The following is a 16,048-nucleotide window of genomic DNA, read 5'->3' on the forward strand; positions in this document are numbered from 1 at the left end:
GGGGCCTGAAGGCCGGCACCCTGCCGCGGGGTTTCGCCGCGTCGGTCGACTCGTGTACCCCCTTCCGAGGAGAAGACCGTCATGACCAGCACCGTCCCCACGTGGAACAACCAGCAACCGTCGCCGATGCCCTCCGATCGCTACCGCGCGATCTGGGACCGCGTTCCCGTCCCCGACCTCGACCGCACCTGGCCGGCGCGACGCACCACCACCGCCCCGCTGTGGGTGCCCGTCGATCTGCGCGACGGCAACCAGGCCCTCGCCGAGCCGATGGATCCGGAGCGCAAACGCAGGTTCTTCGAACTGCTGATCTCGATCGGCTACAAGGAGATCGAGGTCGGATACCCGTCCGCGAGCCAGACCGATTTCGACTTCGTCCGCGACCTCGTGCGTCTGGACCTGGTGCCCGAGGACGTGACGATCGTCGTCTTCACCGCTGCCCGCGACGATCTGATCGCCCGGACGTACGAGTCGGTCGAGGGACTGCCGAACGTCGTGGTGCACATGTACACCGCGACGGCGCCGACGTGGCGCTCCGTCGTTCTCGGCAAGGATCGGAAAGAGCTGCACCGGTTGATCTTCGATGCCGCGCAGGAGGTGGCACGCGGCGCCGGTGACCATCCGGGACGGCGTTTCGAGTTCTCGCCCGAGGTGTTCAACCTGACCGAGCCGGACTTCGTGCTCGGACGTGTGCAACAGCCTCACCCGGTTGTGGGACGCGAGCCCCGACCGTCCGGTGATCCACAATCTGCCTGCCACGGTGGAGGTTTCGACACCCAACGTGTATGCCGACCAGATCGAGCACATGCACCGGCATCTGGAGCGGAGGGAGTCGGTCATCCTGTCGGTGCATCCGCACAACGACCGCGGCACCGGGGTCGCCTGCGCCGAACTGGCGGTGCTGGCGGGTGCGCAGCGGGTCGAGGGCTGCCTCTTCGGCAACGGTGAGCGGACCGGCAACGTCGATCTGGTGACGCTGGCCCTGAATCTGCACGCGCAGGGCGTCGACCCGATGATCGACCTCTCCGACATCGACGCGGTGCGACGAACCGTCGAGTACTGCAACAGGATTCCCGTCCACGAGCGGCACCCCTACGGCGGCGACCTCGTGTACACGGCGTTCTCCGGCACCCACCAGGATGCGATCAAGAAGGGATTCGCGGAGCATCGGGCGTCCGCGGCGGCAGCCGGGCTGGATGCGGCGAGCGCGCCGTGGGCGGTGCCGTACCTGCCGATCGACCCGGCGGACGTGGGACGCGACTACCAGGCCGTCATCCGCATCAACAGCCAATCCGGCAAGGGCGGCATCGCGCATCTCCTGCAGAGCGAATACGGCATCACGCTGCCGCGGCGGCTCCAGATCGACTTCGCCGCGAAGGTGCAGGAGGCGGCGGACTCGTCGGGGCTCGAGATCACCGCCGAGGAATTGTGGACGCTGTTCTGCGCCGAGTACGGCTACCGGGGCGGGCTCGGCCGATGGTCCGTCGAGCACGGCACGGACGGCGACCGGCTGTTCGTCGTGTTCGACGTCGACGGAGTGGAAGTGTCGGGCGAGGCGGTGGCCACCGGCCCCGTCGAGGCGATGACCCGCGTCCTCATGTCGAAGGGCGTGGACGTGGACGTCCTCTCCCTGACGCAGCACTCGCAGCGGTCGGGTAGCGACAGCGCGGCGATCACGTTGGCCGAGTGCCGCGTCGGCGATCGGACGGTGTGGGGCATGGGCTCGCATCAGTCGGTGACGGCCTCCGCGATCCGGGCGGTGTACCGAGCCGTGAGTACTTGTTAACCGCGGGACGTTAACAAGTACTCACGGGCGGCGAAGCCGCAAAGCCTCCGCGACCACGTCCGGACGGTCCTCGGGCATCAACGTGTAACTGTCCTCGACCTCCTGCAGTTCGGCGTGCGGGTACAGCTCGGCCAGGCGCCGGCCGTGGTCGCGGGGCATCACCTTGTCCTCGACGGCCCACAGCACGAGGACCGGCCGGTCGAAACTCCGGTTCGCTTCCGCCCACTCCCACAGCGTCGACTTCGGCGGCAGCGACGTCGTGTACTTGCGCAGGTCTCGTCGCACCCGGCGGTCGGTGGTCGCGGGCCGGAACCATCCGTCCATCACCGACTTCGGTACGGGCCGCTTGCTCATCCAGCCCCACCCCGCGGGTGCCCGGCGCATGGCCCGGAATCGCAGCGCCTGCATGGTCAACGCGAGACCGCCGGGGATCGCCACCGCGAGACCTATTGCGCGACCGGGAATTCCGGGCGGATAGTTGTCGAACGCCTCACACGGGGTGAGGACGAGAGCCCCGACGCGGCTGGTGTCACCGAGCGCGATCAGCACCTGCGCGCCGCCCCAATCGTTCTGCACGAGGGTGACGTCCGCGAGATCGAGTCGTTCGAGGAACTCGCCGATGAGCAGGCCGAGACCGCGTAGCGAGAGGTCGGCGTCCTCACGCATCGGAATGCGGTGCGCGCCGAGCGGGAGGTTCGGGACGATGCAGCGGAAGTCCGGGGCGAGTTGCTCCACCACGTGTCGCCATACGGTGCCACCGATCGTCAGCCCGGAGATGAACACGAGAGCGGGGCCGTCACCCCCGGTGTCCCGGTACTCGACGGTGCCTGCGGAGAGCTCGATCTGCTTCATGGCACTCACTCCATTTGATAGATCGTTCTACTGAGAATCACGTTACGATGAGGTACGCACCGAGCGCAACGGTCGGAGGGCAGCAAAGTGAACGACACGAAGGCCCGCATTCTCGGCACCAGCAGCGACCTCTTCCGCCGCAACGGCTACACCGGGACCGGACTCAAGCAGGTCGCCACGGAGGCGCGCGCCCCGTTCGGGTCGATCTACCACTTCTTCCCCGGCGGCAAGCAGCAGCTCGGCGAGGAGGTCATCCGATCGTCGGGCGAGGAGTACGCCCGGCTGGTCTTTTCCATTCTCGACGCGCATCCCGACATCCTCGAGGGGATCGAGGTGGGGTTCCGGCTGGCCGGCGAGACGCTGGTGGCCACCGATTACGCGGACGCCTGCCCCATCGCCACGGTCGCACTCGAGGTCGCGAGCACCAACGAGGTGCTCCGCATTGCCACGGCGGACGTGTTCACGAGCTGGATCGACTCGGGGAGCGCCCTCCTGCGCCAGCGCGGATTCGACGAGGCCGATGCGAGGCGCCTGATCCTGGGCTTCGTCACCAGCCTGGAGGGCGCGTTCGTCCTCGCCCGCGCGCTGCGCAGTACCGAACCGCTCGACGCGGCCGGCGCCACGGTCCTCGCCGCGGCGCGAGCCTGCCTCCCCCCACGTGAGGGAGAAAGCGCCCCCGGGCACACTTCGCCACTCACGTGCGGTATGTGACGGGCATCACATTCGTGTTGTGGAAGAAATTCACCCAGCCCATAGTTGAAGCTACAAGAACTTGAACATTCAACTATTGCGTCGACGATCCGAGGAGTTTTCATGACCACCGCCACCGCCACCCTGCCCAACCTCACCGCCGGAACCTGGGCCATCGACACCGTCCACTCCACCGTGGGCTTCTCCGTCCGCCACCTCATGGTCAGCAAGGTCCGCGGCACGTTCAACGACTTCACCGGCGCGATCACCGTCGCCGAGGACGGCACCGCCGCCGTCACCGCCGAAATCCAGGTCGCGTCCATCGACACCAAGAACACCGACCGCGACGCCCACATCAAGTCCGCCGACTTCTTCGACGCCGAGCAGTACCCGACCGCCACCTTCACCTCCACCGCCGTCCGCGCCAAGGGCGACGACTACGTGGTCGAGGGCGAATTCACCCTCCACGGCGTCACCCGCCCCGTCGAGCTCGCCCTCGAGTTCAACGGCGTCAACCCCGGCATGGGCAACGGCCCGGTCGCCGGCTTCGAAGCCACCACCGTCCTCAACCGCAAGGACTTCGGCATCACCATCGACATGCCCCTCGAAGGCGGCGGAGCCGTCGTCGGCGACAAGATCACCATCACCCTCGAGATCGAGGCCGGCCTCCAGGCCTGACCCCACCCGCACCCCGCGCCCCGTCATCCACCCGGACGACGGGGCGCGGTCGTGCCGCGGGCATACCGGGCGGCGAACAGCACTGCCCACCCGATCGCGCCGATCAGCGCGAAACTGATCAGCCGGTACAGCATCACGGCGGCAGTCGCCTCGTCCGTGCCCAGCCCGCCGGCGACGAACGCCACGATCAGGGCGCCGTCGACGACGCCGATCCCGCCGGGAATCAAAGGGATGCTCGACGCGGCCATGCCCGCGACGTAGGCCGTCATCGCGAGGCCGATCCCGACGTCGGTGACGCCCACCGCGCGGCACGCGGCGACCAGACACAGCAGGTCGCCGATCCAGTTCAACCCCGCGAACACGCCGCCGAGCACCCAGTCACGCGGGCGGGGCCGGACGAGGGCCAGTTGCTCGACGAGCGCACGGACGCGTTCGACGCCCGACGCCGCGGGTCTCCGGAGAAACGCGTTGGCCCAGCCGAGCACCCGCTCCCCCGCAGACACGAGCAGTTCCGGACGGCGCACCAGCTCCCGGATCGCGAAGGCGAGTCCGAGGACTCCCACGATCTCGCCGCCGACGGTGATGGGATCGGCATGCGCCCGGACGCCGACGGTTGCGCCGAGAATTCCGAGGGCCCCGAGCGCGAGGGAGCTGATGATCCCCGACGCGAGCATCGTCCAGGCGACCAGCGGGGTGCTCGCACCCCACGTGCGCAACCTCCGAAACGTGAATCCGGCGGACACCAGATGGCCGGCGGGGAGCGTGACGGACAGCGCGTTGGACGCGAAAGTCAGTGCGATCGAACGATGGAGTGCCACCCGCAGACCGCCTGCCGCGAGCAATTGCCGCTGCAGTCGCGCGAACGTCGTCATCGACGCGATCTCGGCGATCACCGCCAGCACGAGCCACCGCCACCGCGGGTGCAGCAACGTGCCCGACGCTCGCGCGATGTACGGACCCAACACCAGAGCCTCGACGACCAGCGCTCCGGCCGCGGCGATCGCCAATGCCGTCCTGGGTACCGTCCGCCCACGCCACACGTCAGTGACGTTCGTCGGACGCGACGCCGGTCCGCGACCGGGGAAGGTCGAGGACCCCGGCCTCGATCTCCGCGAAAGCCGAATCCAGCAACCCCAGGAACCGCTGCGCGTCGTCGCCGGGCCGCCACTGCAGATACGCGGTGCGCAGTACGGCGAACGCCGTGTTGACGAGCAGCGCACTGCAGAGCGGGTCGACCCGATCTGGTCGGACCCGGGCGTCGACCCACTCCTGGACGAACTGCTGAAATCGCTCTCCGGCGGCCTTCGTCGACTGCGCGAGGTGGGGGGCGGCGTCCAGAATCCGGCGTTGCACCGTGAGGGTGGCGGCGTTGTGGGCGATGTTCGCGCGGATGATCTCGCGGACCGACGCCCACATCGGTTCGCCGTCGGGACGCTCGTCCGCCAGCTTCTGCCACCGCTCACGGTCACCAGGTCCGGGGTCGAAGAGCAGCGCTTCCTTAGAGTCGAAATAGTTGAACAGCGTGCTCTTGGACACGCGTGCCGCTGCCGCGATCTCTTCGACGCTGACGTCGTCGTATCCGCGCGTGTCCACCAGGTCGAGGGCGCACGCATGCAGCGTCCGCCAGGTCTCGTGCTTCTTCGAGACGCGAAGACCTGATCCGCTGTCCGTCGCCATGAATCGAACCTTAACCCCAACTTGGACCGAGTACAATTTTCTTCCCGGTCCACTGTTGGCGCGAGTCCACATACTGTCGCGAAGGCGGCCCCTCTAGGCTGACCATGTGAAGAAGTACTTCCCCGCGCTCGCCCTGGACGTCGTTCTCGTGATCGTGTTCTGCGCGATCGGCCGCCGCAGCCACGACGAAGCCAACGCCCTGACGGGTCTGGCCACCACGGCGTGGCCGTTCCTGACCGGCCTCGCGGTCGGCTGGCTCGCCACCGTCGCGCTCTACCGCGACAAGTTCGACGGATTCCTCCTCGTCCCGACGGGCATCGTGGTGTGGCTGTCGACGCTCGTGGTGGGCATGCTGTTGCGCGTGGTCAGCGGCCAGGGAACGGCGTTCAGTTTCGTCATCGTGGCCGGCACCGTGCTCGCCGTATTCCTCCTCGGTTGGCGTGCCGTCGCCAAGATCGTGACCAAGTCGCGCGCCGCCACCCGATAGCGGCGAATCCGCCCCGACGGCACACGAACTTCCGCTCGAGGTGAGACAGTTTTCCCATGAGTGACACCATCGATCCGGCCCGGGACGAGAAGCGGTCCGATCGCGGCTTCTTCGGCCAGCCGTTCGCCCTCGCGAACCTGTTCGGCGTCGAGATGTGGGAGCGATTCTCCTTCTACGGGATGCAGGGCATCCTGATCTACTACCTCTACTATTCGGCCGCCGACGGCGGACTCGGAATCGCAGAATCGTCCGCGACCAGCATCGTCGGCGCCTACGGCGGCACGGTGTACCTGTCCACCATCCTCGGCGCCTGGATCGCCGACCGGCTCCTCGGCTCCGAACGAACCCTGTTCTACAGCGCCATCCTCGTCATGCTCGGCCACATCGCCCTGGCCGTGTTCCCGGGCCTGTGGGGTGTGGGCATCGGCCTGGTCTGCGTCGCGTTCGGTAGCGGTGGGCTCAAGGCCAATGCCACCTCGCTCGTCGGCGATCTCTACGACGCCGACGACGAGCGCCGCGACGCCGGATTCTCCATCTTCTACATGGGTATCAACCTCGGTGCCCTCGTCGGCCCGCTCCTGACGGGCTGGGCGCAAGACTCCATCGGCTTCCACGCCGGCTTCGCGCTCGCCGCAATCGGCATGGCGCTCGGACTGATCCAGTACACGCTCGGCCGCAAGCGCCTCCGGGGCATCGGGGCGGAACCGCCCAATCCCCTCCCCCGCGCGCAGCGACCCAAGTGGATCGCGATCGGCGCCGCCGCGGTCGTGGTGATTGCGGCCCTGTCCCTGACCGGGGTGATCACCGCAGCCAACATGTCGGACATCGTGGTCGGCCTCACCATCGTCGCGGCGATCGGCTACTTCGCGGTCATGTTGTCGAGCCGCCGCATCACGGCCGTCGAGCGCAGCCGCGTCTACGCGTTCATCCCGATGTTCATCGCCAGCGCGGTGTTCTGGTCGTTGTTCCAGCAGCAGTTCACCACCGTCGCGGTGTACTCCGACAAACGACTCGACCGCAACCTGTTCGGCTGGGACTTCCCGCCGTCGTGGGTGCAGTCCATCAACCCGGTCTTCATCATCATCTTCGCGGGCGTCTTCGCGGCCGCCTGGACGAAGCTCGGACCTCGTCAGCCGTCCTCGCCGATCAAGTTCGCGGCGGGCACCGTCATCATGGGTATCGCGTTCCTGGCGTTCATCCCGATGTCGGGTGGCGGTGCGAACAGCGCACCGCTGCTGGGTCTGGCCGGCATCCTGCTGCTGTTCACGTTCGCCGAACTGCTGCTGTCCCCGGTCGGACTGTCGCTGTCGACCAAGCTGGCGCCCGAGGCCTTCCACACCCAGATGGTGGCGTTGTTCTTCCTGTCCGTCGCCCTGGGCACCGCCATGGCGGGCACGCTGGCCGGCTACTACGACGAGAACAACGAAGTCCCGTACTTCACCGCGGTCGGGCTGGGTTCGATCGCCGTCGGTGTGCTCCTCGCCGTCGGCTCACCGTGGATCCGGCGTCTGATGAAGGGCGTGCACTGAGCGTCAGCGCACCCACAACCACACGGCCAACCCGAATCCCGCGATCGCGATGACGACGCGGAGGACGGACGGTGGTATCCGCCTGACGACGGGCGGGCCGCACCACCCACCGGCCAGGGCGCCGATCGCCATCGCGGCGGCGGCGCCCCAGTGGACGGGACCGAAGACCGCGAACCCGATCGCCGCCACCAGGTTCGCGACGCCCAGGAGAAAGCTCTTCAGGATGGTCGCGCGCCAGATCTTCTCCGAGGTGAGGATCAAAGCGATCGCCAGGAAGATCACGCCGGCACCCGCGCCGAAGTAACCGCCGTAGATGGCGACGACGAACAACGACACCGAGTACGCCCGTGGCATGTCCCGCCCGCCCGCCAGCGCGCGGAGTCGGGGTTGCAGCAGCAATGCCAGGGCCGCGAACGCCACCATGAACGGAACGATCGCCTCGAACGATCCCGCCGGAGCCACCAACAGGATTCCCGCGCCCACCAGGCCGCCCGCAGCCGAGTACAGCGCCCAGCGCCACAGCTTGGGACCGGTGTCGGCGACCTCCCGCGTCGAGTTGGACAGGGCGCCGACGCCGACCGCCACCATCGCGACCGTGTTGGTGACGTTCGCGGTGACCGGCGGCAGACCGACCGCGAGGAGTGCGGGATACGACACGATGGACGCCAGGCCGGTGACGAAGCCGACCAGTCCCGCGAAGAACCCCGCTACGACGAGAAGACCGATATCAAGCAGCGACACAAGGTAGAAACTTACCCTTGCTCACTTACTCCCTCAGCGCGGACGGCCCGCCCTCAGTTCGCCGGCTTCGCCATCTCACGGAAGAGCATGTCGGTCATCTTCACCGCGCGGTCGCCACCGTCGGCGTCGGCGACGAAGACCGCGAAGGCCAGGTCGCCGCGTGAGCCGTAGAACCAGCGGTCGTCGCCGCTCGCACCGTTCATGCCCATGAGGTCCGGGTAGCCGTTGAGGAACGACGCCCCGCCCCGCACCACGTTGTCGCGCATCATGCCACGGAGCTGGTCGTTGACGTTCGCCGGAAGCGGCTGAGCGGCCACGTCCGTGGTGCCCGGCTGTCCCTGGACGATCATCGGCGCGGGCGCGCTGCCCCGCGCGATCGACGCGGCCAGCATGGCCATCCCGAACGGTGTCACGGCGGGCAGGTCGCTGTCCTTACGGTTCATCACCTGGTTCATGCCCGACTGGTCGGCGGTGAAGACGGCGGTCTGATGGTCGAGGCCCGGGATCTTGTAGTTCATGCCGAGCCCGAGCTGATTGCCCGCCTTCTCGATGTCCTCGATCGACAGCGAGGACGGGTCGACGCCCTTCTGCAGTCCGGCGGCCTTCTTCACCAGGTCGAGGTTCGATCCGGCGGGGTAGAGCCCCTGGAACGCGATCGGCCCCTGCTCCATCGCCTGATTGTTCTGCGCGGCGGCCAGCACGGCGCCGGACGACGGCTGGATCGCGACGATCGTCGCGGGGGTGCCGACGCTGACCACGGCTTCCTCTGCTGCCAGCTGCAGGCGGGAGTCCATGGTCGCGACGATGTCCGGTCCGGGCGGGCCCTGGAAACCTGCCTGCGGAATGAGCGTGCCGTCGGGGTCCACGAGGTGGACGGCCCAGCCGGCCGTGGCGTCCCGGTTCGCCTGCCACACCTTGCGCAGCGGATCCAGCAGCGGTGTCGTGATGCGTCGATCCGCTGTGATGAGCTTCGGCGTCTTGATGGTGACGACGCCGGGGATCGCGAGATCCTCCTCGAGGAACTCCCAGTCCTGGTCGCGCAGCAGCACGGCGGTGACCTGCTGGCCGGGCTTCTCGGCCATCTCCGCCATCATCGTGTCGGACGTCACGAGGGGCGCCACCGGCTCGAGGACCTCCGCGAGACGCCGGGTGGTCGCGACAGGATCGGGCATCGTGGCGGGATCGAGGGTGACCGAGTTGATGGTCTGCTCGTTCATGAGCAACGCACCGAACGCGTCGAAGACCCGCGGCGGAGCGGCGTCCGTCCGGTCGTAGCGGACGATACGCCCGTTGCCCAGGTCGGGCGCGAGGATCGACGGATCCCAGGAGATGCGCCAGCCGACGGACAGGTTCCGCACACCACCCTGAACCTGGTAGGTCCAATCCTTGCCCTCACCGAAATGCCAAGCGGCACCGACGGTGAAGAAGCCGGAATCCGAGCCGAGATCCATGAACTGGGTCAGGTCGAACTTGGCGTCCTCGGGTTTGAGTCCGTCGAACATCTGCTGAATCGCCGTCTCCGCGGCGTTGGGATAAGAGGTCTGCGCTGCCGCGGCAGCGGCGTCGCCCTCGTTCAGTGCGTTGACGAAGTCGTCGACGACCGACTGAGCGGTCGCCTCCTCTTTCGACAGCACACACGACGCCAGAATCACCGCCAGAACGACAGCCGACGTCAGGGCGATCACATATCTGTTGCGGCGGCCAAGCGATCGTCCATTCCCCATGTCCACCATCTTGCTTTCAGTCACATGCGTAACAAGCACCATTTGCCTACGAAGGAGTTACGGTTGAGCCACAACTTATCCCCGAACAGCAACGCGCGAACGGGTTTATCGAAGAAAACGCCCCGCAGCCTGCACAGCAGGGGCCGAACTGTCACCTGTTGCTATAAATACGGCAAATGCTAGGTCGTCCTTGATTCCGACGAACCAGCCGTGCGCGGGGCCATTTCCCGACTCGGCCGTGCCCGTTTTGCCGAGCAGTCCCGGAATGTCCTGCAGCGCAGTAGCGGTACCGCCCGTCACAGTTTCACGCATCATCGTCCGGAGGTCGGAGGTGACGTTCGCAGGCACGGTGGGTGCCGTCTTGTCGGCTGTTCCCGGTTGGCCTTGCACGATCATAGGCGACGGCGTCGAACCGTTCGCGATGGAGGCGGCCACCATGGCCATCCCGAACGGCGTCGCGGTCACCTGCCCCTGCCCGATCCCGGACTCGACACGGGCCGCCGGACTGTCGGCGACGGGCACGTTGCCGGTCACGGTCGTGAGCCCGGGCGTCACGTAGTCGACGCCGAGCCCGAACTGCAGCGCGGCCTGCTGCAGGGCGTCGGGCGGCAAGCCGACCGCCAACCGTCCCATGGTGGTGTTGCACGACCGCGCGAAGGCGGTGTGCAGCGGGACCGCGCCCAGGTCGAACTCGTCGTCGTTGGGGATCTGCCTGCCCTCGATGTTCTCGGTGCCGGGGCAGGGCAGAACAGTGTCGGGTGTGGCGGCACCGGCCTGCAGGGCCGCGGACGTCGTCACGGTCTTGAACGTGGATCCCGGCGGGTAGAGGCCGGTCAGCGCGATCGGCCCGAGTGCGTCGGCCGGCGCGTTCTGCGCGACCGCCAGCACCTCCCCGGTGGAGGGTCGCAGGGCGACGATCGCGGCCTGCTGCGGCACGTCGGCGAGCGCCCGCTCGGCAGCCATCTGCATCGGGAGGTCGAGGGTCGTCGCGATGTCGGGGGCGTCGGGTCCCTGCTCACCGGCGATGCTCTTCGCCGCGCCGTCCTGGCCGACCAGCTGCACCGCCCAGCCGGCGGAGGCGTCCTGCCCCTCCTGCCACAGGTCGCCGAGGCCCGCCAGGGTGGGTGAGGCCAGCGCCTTGTCGGTGCTGAGCAGCCTGGTCTGCGGGGCCAGTGTCACTCCGGCGAGTTGCCGCAACTGCGGTTCGATCGGCGCCAGGTCCTCGGCGCGCAGCGAGATGGCCGTGACCGGCTTGCCCTGGGCGCCGGCCAGATCCTGCTGGAGCGAGGCTGCGGTGATCGTCGGGGCGATGGGCGAGAGCAACGCGGCCACCGCCGCGGTGTCCGCACCTGGTTCGAGGTTGACGAGCGTCACGACCTGTTGATCGAGGATCGGCGCCCCACCCGCGGCGAGGACTTTCGGCGGCGCCCCGGTCGTGGTGGTGTACCGGACGGTGGTGTCGTCGGTGAGACCGGGTGCGAGCACGGCCGGGTCCCAGACGATCTTCCAGTCGTCGCCATCCTTGGTGGCGCTGCCGGTGGTGCTGTACTTCCACTCCTGCCCCGGGGCGAACGGCCACGACACGTCCATCGTGAACGTTCCGCCGTCGTCGCCCGACTCATGCACGTCGGTGCGGGTGAACGTTCCGTCCTTGTTTCCGAGCCCGTCGTACATCGCCGTGATCGCGGCGGTGGCCGCGGCCGGATCGGTGGTGAGTTCGGCAGCGGCCTGCACGTCGTCACTGTTCAGGGCGTCGGCGAACTGCTGCGAGACGGTGTCGGGCTGGTCCGGCCCGAAGAGTCCGCAGGCGGAGAGCACGGACGCGAGGACGGCGATTCCGGCCGCTGCCTTCCGGGTGGGGGTGGGACGGATGGGGCTGTGACGAACGGTTGAGGTGCGCACGGACTCGATCATGCCTGACGTGGTGGCGCGCTTCGAATAATTGGTGTAATCATGTAATCAGTGCTGCATCACAGTGATCGCGGCACCAGGGTCCCCAGGAGGACGCCATGAGGAACACACAAGGTCCGGGCCCCCGCCGCTTCGGCCGGCCCGGTGGATGGCAGCAGGCGGATGTCCCCGATGCGACCGATGCGGCCGAATGGTTCGCCGGCCGTCTTCCCGACGACTGGTTCACCGGCCCCGCGACCGTCGAGGTCGACCGCGAGGAGATCGTGGTGGTCGGCGAACTGCCGCCCGTCGAATCCGCCGACTCCGGTTCCGAGGCCGCCATCGACGGACGCATCTCCCGGTTCCGCGAAACCACCCGGGGCGATCGGATGCGCATCGCCGACGAGGCCGAGAGGCGATACGGGCGCAAGGTCGCGTGGGGCGTGAGCCTCGACGGCCACAAGACGCTGTTCACTCACCTCGCCGTTCCGGTGATGACCCGGCTCCGCCAACCGGAACGCAAGGTTCTCGACACGCTCGTCGACGCCGGTGTGGCACGGTCGCGGTCGGACGCCCTGATGTGGACGGTGCGCCTGGCCGGCCAGCACAGCGAACAGTGGCTCGCCGAACTCCGCGAAGCCATGGCGAAGGTGGACGAACTCCGGGCCGACGGCCCCCAGATTTAAATCGATTGCGCGGGCATCGGCGGCGTCCTATCGTGAACGTCACCGATGCGCACCGGGCGCGTCAGACAGAGGGGAACGGTCCATTGCTCCTGACGAGGTAGTCACGCGAGTCTTCATCCGCACACACCTCGGGAGTACCCCATGGCCCAGTCATATCTGTCCCTGTCCGACCTCACGTTCACCTGGCCCGACGGCGAGCCGGTCTTCGACGGCCTCGACGCCGTCTTCGGACCCGGACGCACCGGCGTGGTCGGTCTCAACGGTTCCGGTAAATCCACGCTGCTCCGGCTGATCGCCGGGCGCCTGCACCCCGACCGCGGATCGGTGACGGCTCAGGGTGAGGTGGCGTATCTGCCGCAGGACATCACACTCGATCCCACGCTGACGGTCGACCGGATCCTCGGCATCGCCGACCTCCGGGCGGCGTTGCACCGCATCGAGTCCGGCGACGGCACACCCGAGGATTTCGATGCGGCGACCGGCCGCTGGGACATCGAGGAACGAGCCGTCTCGACCCTGCACCGGCTCGGTCTCGAACGCGTGCTCGGCAGCACGTCCGACCTCGATCGCACCGTCGGCACCCTGTCCGGCGGCGAGACGGTGCTGCTCGGCCTCACCGCGCAACTGTTGAAGGAACCGGAGGTGCTGCTCCTCGACGAGCCCACCAACAACCTCGACAGCGCGTCCCGCAGCAAGCTCTACGAGGTGGTGCAGCAGTTTCCGGGCACCCTGCTGGTGGTCAGCCACGACCGCGACCTGCTCGATCTCATGAATTCCGTCGCGGAGTTGCGTGGTGGCGAGGTCCACATGTTCGGCGGCAACTTCAGTGCCTACCAGGAGATCGTCGAGGCGGAGCAGGAGGCCGCGCGGGCGGCGGTGCGTGATGCCCGCAGCGATGTGCAGAAGCAGAAGCGGGAACTCGTCGAGGCCCGCATCAAGATCGACCGTCGTAAGCGGTACGGGCAGAAGATGTTCGAGAACAAGCGCGAGCCGAAGATCGTGATGGGGCTGCGGAAGCGTCAGGCGCAGGAATCCGCGGGGAAGCTGCGGAACAACCACATCGCGAAGGTCGACGAAGCGCGGGTGTCGTTGACGGAGGCGGAGAGTGCACTGCGGGACGACCGCGAGGTGCGGATCGATCTCCCGGCCACCGAGGTGCACTCGGGTCAGGAGGTGGTCTCCGTCCGGGACGTGAGCCTGCTCGGCGGACAGCAGGTGTCGCTGGACGTCGTCGGTCCCGAGCGGATCGCCCTCGTCGGACGCAACGGCGTCGGGAAGACGACCCTGCTCGACGCCGTCGTGGCCGCGGGACCGCGGGTTCCGTTCAAGGCCCTGCCGCAGCGCCTCGACGTGTTCGACGAATCGCTCACGGTGGCGGAGAACGTGGCCGTGGCGGCGCCCCACGCGTCGCAGGAACAGATCCGCGCCCAGCTGGCCCGGTTCCTGTTCCGCGGCAACGATTCCGACGTGCTCGCATCCGCATTGTCGGGTGGGGAACGGTTGCGGGCGGCGCTCGCGACCATCCTGCTGGCCGAACCCGCCCCGCGGCTGTTGTTGCTGGACGAGCCGACCAACAACCTCGACCTGCCGAGCCTCGCGCACCTCACGCAGGCGCTCCGCAGCTACCGCGGCGCGTTGATCGTGGTCAGCCACGACCGGCAGTTCCTCTCCGACATCGGTGTCACCCGGTGGCTGGAGCTGACCGACGAGGCGCTTCGGACCCGTGCGCCTTTCGGGTAGCCCCGGCTACCAAAAAGGCGCACGGGCGGGGCCTATAGCGTGATCGCGTCGAGACGGGTCTTGATGAAGTCCGCCGACGTGACGGGCCCGAGCCCGGCGACGGTTCCGATCGGCGGCTCGAGCGGTGTCACCTGCGCGTCGTGGTTGAGTTCGTAGAAGTAGATGAGCGACACCAGGTCTTCTTCGGGGGCATCGGCCTGCGGCGGCAGCACACGGTGCCGGCCCGACGGCCAGCGCTTGCCGCTCCAGTACTCGAGGAGGTCACCGATGTTGACGGTGAGAGCGTCGGGGTCGTACGGCGCGTCCTCCCAGCCGCCTTCGTCGGTGTACACCTGGAGTCCGCCCGCGCCGGGTTCCCGGTCGAGGACGGTGACGGTGCCGAAGTCGGTGTGCGGCCCGATCCGGAACTGGCCCGGCTCGGGCTCCCCCACCGACGACATCGGCGGGTAGTGGTTGATGTTGCATGTCCACGTCGGGCGGTCCGCGAGTCCGTCGAAGGGGTTGGCGGGCAGTGTGAGTGCCGCCGAGAACAGGGCGAGGAGGTCGTCGGAGAGCCGGCGCATCGCCTCGATGTAGGTGGTGAGTAGGTCGCGCAGTTCCACCACTTCGGTGGGCCACACGTTGGGCTTGAACACACGTCGTCGACGACGGGATCCCCGGTGCACGTCTCGGCCCCGATGGCGAACGTCTCCTTGAGGTCCGGGGGCGTCTCGGTGCCCTCGGCATAGCCGTTGGCCTCCATCCCGGGCCCGATCCAGCCGCGTTCGCCCACGATCGCCGAGTACCGCGCCTTCACCTCTTCGGGGAGTGCGAAGAACCGGCGCGCGGCGGCCCGTACGTCCGCGGCCAGGTCGCGCGTCACCCCGTGGCCCCGGACGAGGAGGAAACCGGCGCGCTGCAGTCCCTCGTCGACGTCCCGGGCGACGGCCGCGGCGGAGGGTCCGCCCGCCCGCCAGAGTGCGATGTCGACGGTGGCGATCGGGGTCATTCGGCTACTCCAATGTCTTCGTTCCAGAGTTCGGGCTGGTTCTCGACGAATTCGGTCATGAGGTCGATGCAGCGTTGATCGCGCAGCACGGTCACGTCCACGCCGTTCTCGCGGAGCCATTCGTGGCCGCCGGTGAACGTGACGCTCTCCCCCACGACGATCGCGCCGATGTTGAACTGCCGGACCAGACCACTGCAGTACCAGCACGGGGACAGGGTCGTCACCATGATCGTCGAGCGGTAGTCGCGCTGGCGCCCGGCGGCCCGGAACGCGTCCGTCTCACCGTGGACGGACGGATCGGCGTGCTGGACCCGTCGGTTGCGGCCGCTGCCCAGCAGGGTTCCGTCACCGGCGAAGAGTGCAGCCCCGATCGGTATCCCGCCCTCGCGTTTGCCGAGTTCGGCTTCGGCGATCGCGACGGTCAGCAGTTCCTCGGGGTCGAGGGCCATCCGCGCAGAGTTCACAGAGATCGACATACCTCTACCTTCCGTCTCGGACGCTGCGACCACAACGGACACACTGTGGTAACGAACGGGACTTAACCTGTACAGACTGTCCGCCTCCGGAGGAGGGTTCGACG

Annotated in this window: 13 protein-coding genes and 2 pseudogenes; 7 read left to right on the forward strand and 8 right to left on the reverse strand. The window is 68.0% G+C overall.

Annotation, left to right across the window (positions count from 1 at the left end; genetic code table 11):
• Positions 1-81: 81 nt before the first annotated feature.
• A pseudogene (locus tag DTA22_RS23190) lies at positions 82-1,786 on the forward strand (2-isopropylmalate synthase).
• A 21-nt stretch (positions 1,787-1,807) separates the two neighbouring features.
• Here the strand turns inward: DTA22_RS23190 and DTA22_RS23195 are convergent.
• Positions 1,808-2,638: an alpha/beta fold hydrolase gene (locus tag DTA22_RS23195; RefSeq protein ID WP_112301036.1), complete on the reverse strand. Its 831-nt coding sequence runs from the start codon at positions 2,636-2,638 to the stop codon at positions 1,808-1,810.
• An 87-nt stretch (positions 2,639-2,725) separates the two neighbouring features.
• Between DTA22_RS23195 and DTA22_RS23200 the strand changes: the two genes are divergently transcribed.
• Both DTA22_RS23200 and DTA22_RS23205 read left to right on the forward strand, forming a co-directional pair.
• Complete coding sequence (locus DTA22_RS23200; RefSeq protein WP_112301037.1) at positions 2,726-3,349, forward strand: TetR/AcrR family transcriptional regulator; 624 nt, start codon at positions 2,726-2,728, stop codon at positions 3,347-3,349.
• Positions 3,350-3,451: 102 nt separating this feature from the next.
• Positions 3,452-4,006: a YceI family protein gene (locus tag DTA22_RS23205; protein WP_009476977.1), complete on the forward strand. Its 555-nt coding sequence runs from the start codon at positions 3,452-3,454 to the stop codon at positions 4,004-4,006.
• 23 nt (positions 4,007-4,029) lie between these two features.
• On the opposite strand, the gene DTA22_RS23210 is transcribed toward DTA22_RS23205, so the two are convergent.
• Positions 4,030-5,013 (reverse strand): lysylphosphatidylglycerol synthase transmembrane domain-containing protein, encoded by a 984-nt coding sequence (locus DTA22_RS23210; RefSeq protein WP_112301038.1) that lies wholly within the window; start codon positions 5,011-5,013, stop codon positions 4,030-4,032.
• A 34-nt stretch (positions 5,014-5,047) separates the two neighbouring features.
• Positions 5,048-5,683 (reverse strand): TetR/AcrR family transcriptional regulator, encoded by a 636-nt coding sequence (locus DTA22_RS23215; protein ID WP_112301039.1) that lies wholly within the window; start codon positions 5,681-5,683, stop codon positions 5,048-5,050.
• A 106-nt stretch (positions 5,684-5,789) separates the two neighbouring features.
• Between DTA22_RS23215 and DTA22_RS23220 the strand changes: the two genes are divergently transcribed.
• Positions 5,790-6,170, forward strand: coding sequence for a DUF3054 domain-containing protein (locus DTA22_RS23220; protein WP_037232910.1), 381 nt, complete (start codon positions 5,790-5,792; stop codon positions 6,168-6,170).
• 56 nt (positions 6,171-6,226) lie between these two features.
• Positions 6,227-7,699: a peptide MFS transporter gene (locus DTA22_RS23225; RefSeq protein ID WP_112301040.1), complete on the forward strand. Its 1,473-nt coding sequence runs from the start codon at positions 6,227-6,229 to the stop codon at positions 7,697-7,699.
• A 3-nt stretch (positions 7,700-7,702) separates the two neighbouring features.
• Here the strand turns inward: DTA22_RS23225 and DTA22_RS23230 are convergent, their stop codons facing one another.
• From DTA22_RS23230 to DTA22_RS23240, 3 genes are all read right to left on the reverse strand, one after another.
• Positions 7,703-8,440 (reverse strand): sulfite exporter TauE/SafE family protein, encoded by a 738-nt coding sequence (locus DTA22_RS23230; protein ID WP_037232906.1) that lies wholly within the window; start codon positions 8,438-8,440, stop codon positions 7,703-7,705.
• Between the two features lie 53 nt (positions 8,441-8,493).
• Complete coding sequence (locus tag DTA22_RS23235; protein WP_081792393.1) at positions 8,494-10,173, reverse strand: NTF2-like N-terminal transpeptidase domain-containing protein; 1,680 nt, start codon at positions 10,171-10,173, stop codon at positions 8,494-8,496.
• A gap of 96 nt (positions 10,174-10,269) precedes the next feature.
• The gene (locus tag DTA22_RS23240) at positions 10,270-12,078 is read right to left on the reverse strand and encodes a penicillin-binding transpeptidase domain-containing protein (protein WP_112301041.1); all 1,809 of its coding nucleotides are present in this window, start codon (positions 12,076-12,078) and stop codon (positions 10,270-10,272) included.
• A gap of 95 nt (positions 12,079-12,173) precedes the next feature.
• Here DTA22_RS23240 and DTA22_RS23245 point away from each other — a divergent pair, with 95 nt between their 5' ends.
• Positions 12,174-12,740 carry a hypothetical protein gene (locus DTA22_RS23245; protein ID WP_037232898.1) on the forward strand — a complete coding sequence of 189 codons (567 nt, stop codon included), beginning with the start codon at positions 12,174-12,176 and terminating at the stop codon, positions 12,738-12,740.
• Positions 12,741-12,881: 141 nt separating this feature from the next.
• Positions 12,882-14,480 carry an ABC-F family ATP-binding cassette domain-containing protein gene (locus tag DTA22_RS23250; protein WP_112301042.1) on the forward strand — a complete coding sequence of 533 codons (1,599 nt, stop codon included), beginning with the start codon at positions 12,882-12,884 and terminating at the stop codon, positions 14,478-14,480.
• Between the two features lie 32 nt (positions 14,481-14,512).
• Here the strand turns inward: DTA22_RS23250 and DTA22_RS23255 are convergent.
• A pseudogene (locus DTA22_RS23255) lies at positions 14,513-15,468 on the reverse strand (isopenicillin N synthase family dioxygenase).
• Entirely contained in the window at positions 15,465-15,944 is a 480-nt protein-coding gene (locus DTA22_RS23260) for a nucleoside deaminase (RefSeq protein ID WP_112301043.1), read from the reverse strand. Before DTA22_RS23260 ends, DTA22_RS23255 begins: the two are co-directional and overlap by 4 nt.
• Positions 15,945-16,048: the final 104 nt, after the last annotated feature.

The sequence above is a fragment of the Rhodococcus wratislaviensis genome (genome assembly GCF_900455735.1).
In the GTDB taxonomy this organism is placed as follows: Bacteria; Actinomycetota; Actinomycetes; order Mycobacteriales; family Mycobacteriaceae; genus Rhodococcus_F; species Rhodococcus_F wratislaviensis.

Bases quoted from the DNA above. Each gene is read 5' to 3' on its own strand.
- DTA22_RS23195 (WP_112301036.1), bottom strand. From the start codon at position 2,638: ATGAAGCAGATCGAGCTCTCCGCAGGCACCGTCGAGTACCGGGACACC.
- DTA22_RS23205 (WP_009476977.1), top strand. From the start codon at position 3,452: ATGACCACCGCCACCGCCACCCTGCCCAACCTCACCGCCGGAACCTGG.
- DTA22_RS23215 (WP_112301039.1), bottom strand. From the start codon at position 5,683: ATGGCGACGGACAGCGGATCAGGTCTTCGCGTCTCGAAGAAGCACGAG.
- DTA22_RS23225 (WP_112301040.1), top strand. From the start codon at position 6,227: ATGAGTGACACCATCGATCCGGCCCGGGACGAGAAGCGGTCCGATCGC.
- DTA22_RS23235 (WP_081792393.1), bottom strand. From the start codon at position 10,173: ATGGTGGACATGGGGAATGGACGATCGCTTGGCCGCCGCAACAGATAT.
- DTA22_RS23240 (WP_112301041.1), bottom strand. From the start codon at position 12,078: ATGATCGAGTCCGTGCGCACCTCAACCGTTCGTCACAGCCCCATCCGT.
- DTA22_RS23245 (WP_037232898.1), top strand. From the start codon at position 12,174: ATGAGGAACACACAAGGTCCGGGCCCCCGCCGCTTCGGCCGGCCCGGT.
- DTA22_RS23250 (WP_112301042.1), top strand. From the start codon at position 12,882: ATGGCCCAGTCATATCTGTCCCTGTCCGACCTCACGTTCACCTGGCCC.
- DTA22_RS23260 (WP_112301043.1), bottom strand. From the start codon at position 15,944: ATGTCGATCTCTGTGAACTCTGCGCGGATGGCCCTCGACCCCGAGGAA.